This window comes from Kineococcus indalonis (genome assembly GCF_009906395.1).
GTDB lineage: Bacteria > Actinomycetota > Actinomycetes > Actinomycetales > Kineococcaceae > Kineococcus > Kineococcus indalonis.
Window position 1 is genome coordinate 1 of record NZ_JAAALM010000680.1, and the last position, 1753, is coordinate 1753.

At 79.0% G+C, this 1753-nt stretch carries 3 protein-coding genes and 1 pseudogene; all 4 read right to left on the reverse strand.

The window, feature by feature from the left end; translation table 11 throughout:
- Window positions 1-4 precede the first annotated feature (4 nt).
- Window positions 5-241, reverse strand: coding sequence for a carbon storage regulator CsrA (csrA, locus tag GTR00_RS20205; RefSeq protein WP_166613326.1), 237 nt, complete (start codon window positions 239-241; stop codon window positions 5-7).
- A 177-nt stretch (window positions 242-418) separates the two neighbouring features.
- Window positions 419-667 carry a hypothetical protein gene (locus tag GTR00_RS20210; RefSeq protein ID WP_166613327.1) on the reverse strand — a complete coding sequence of 83 codons (249 nt, stop codon included), beginning with the start codon at window positions 665-667 and terminating at the stop codon, window positions 419-421.
- Complete coding sequence (locus GTR00_RS26090; RefSeq protein WP_205706280.1) at window positions 664-1374, reverse strand: PilZ domain-containing protein; 711 nt, start codon at window positions 1372-1374, stop codon at window positions 664-666. The genes GTR00_RS20210 and GTR00_RS26090 overlap by 4 nt, the downstream gene beginning before the upstream one ends.
- A gap of 32 nt (window positions 1375-1406) precedes the next feature.
- Window positions 1407-1753 (reverse strand): annotated as a pseudogene (locus tag GTR00_RS20220) (hypothetical protein); the annotation flags it as partial.

Sequence of the window (1753 nt, forward strand, 5' to 3'; positions counted from 1 at the left end):
GGGCTCAGGAGCCGGAGCGGCGCACCAGGTCCTGCAGCGCGCTGACGGCCTCCTCGCTGGCGGAGGCCGCGGCCACGTTGGCGTCGCGCACGGCCTCGTAGACCTCCTGGCGGTGCACCTGCACGTCCCGTGGCGCCTCGATGCCCACGCGGACCACGTCCCCGCGGACCTCCAGGACGCGCACGACGACCTCGTCGCCGATGACGAGAGACTCTCCGGCCTTGCGCGTCAGGACGAGCATGACCTCAGCATAGGTGACGATCCGTCGCCGTCCCCTCTCTCGGCGTCACATCTTCGCGCGGGTCGCGCCGCGCCCGGGGGCGGGCGGCCCGCGACGCCGCGACGCCCGCCCCCGGGCGGGGACGGGCGTCGCGGTGCCGGGGCGCCCGGGCGGCGCGGGGCGCGCCCGGGCGGGGGCTCAGAGGTCGTCGCGGCGGCGGCCGCGGAGCTCGGCCTCCGCCTCGGCCTCCACCCGCGCGGCGGTGGCCGCGGCCTCCTCCTGGTAGCGCTGCACCAGGGCGCGCACGACGCGCCCGGCCACCGAGGAGACCAGCAGGGCCAGCAGCAGGTGCAGCAGCGCGGTGTCCACGCTGCCGGTGCCCTGCAGGGCGGCCACGATGGACGGGCCGGCCAGCAGCAGGCTGGCGGCGATCACGATCGCGGTCACGGTTCCTCCCGGCGGCGGTTGCGGATCTGCACCTGCATGACGTGGCGGCGCAGACGGTCTGCGGCCGCGACGGGCTCGACGAAGCCGAGGACGAGGTGCTCGTGCTCGCCGGCCCCGGAGGGCTCCGGGGAGCTGCGCACGACGTCGGCGAGCTGGTCGACGGGGCCGCCGTCCAGCTCGAAGACGGCGCGCACCAGCCGGCCGGGGCGCGCCCAGCTCCCCCGCGGCACCCGCACGCAGGCGCCGCCCTCGCTGAGGTCGACGAACGCGGCGGTGACGACGGGCTCGGGGGCCGCGCCGGGCTGCTGCCCGTCGGGCCCGGCGGGGTCGCCGGGCACCGGCTGCAGGCGCAGGGCGCCGACCAGCGGCACCCGCACGTAGCGGCGGCGCTGCTGGACGGCGATCTCGCCGCACGGGGCCAGGTCCCAGGAGGGGACGCGGCGCCGCACGACCTCGGCGATCAGGAAGTCCTGCCGCACGTGCCCGCGCTCGCTGGCCCACGAGACGGTCACCGGCAGGCCGGGGGCGACCACGTGCAGGTCGCCGGAGAAGCCGGGGGCGGCCACCACGAGGCTGTTCTCCCCGGAGTCCTCCACGCGGGTGGGCAGGTCCACGAGGTCGCCGCCGAGGTTCTCGGGCAGCTGGACCTGCACGCGCACCCGGCCGTTGACCGCGGGCCACTGCGCCGGGGCGGTGGGGGTCACCACCGCCCCGGCGCTCGTCCGCCTGGGCACGGGGCTCAGCGCGCGGCGCCGCCGCCCGACGTGGCGTCGAGCAGCAGGCCGGCCCAGGCGCCGGAGGTGGCGGGGCGCCCGTCCAGGAAGCCGACGGGGACGTCCAGGGAGAGCACGTCCAGCGGGTCCGGGCTCTCGGCGGCGCGGTGCACGGCCAGGCGGCGGGCGGGCACGCCGGCGTTCTCCAGGGCGCGCAGCTGCGCGGCGACCGCGTGGCTGCGGCGGGTGGCGTCCACGCACACCACGACGGCGCTGGCGCCGATCTCGGCGGCCAGGCGCGCGGCGCGCTCGGCGTCGGCACCGGTGGGGCGGGCCGGGATCGCCACGGTCAGCGGGGCGCTCCAGCGGCGGG

Bases quoted from the DNA above. Each gene is read 5' to 3' on its own strand.
- csrA (WP_166613326.1), bottom strand. From the start codon at position 241: ATGCTCGTCCTGACGCGCAAGGCCGGAGAGTCTCTCGTCATCGGCGAC.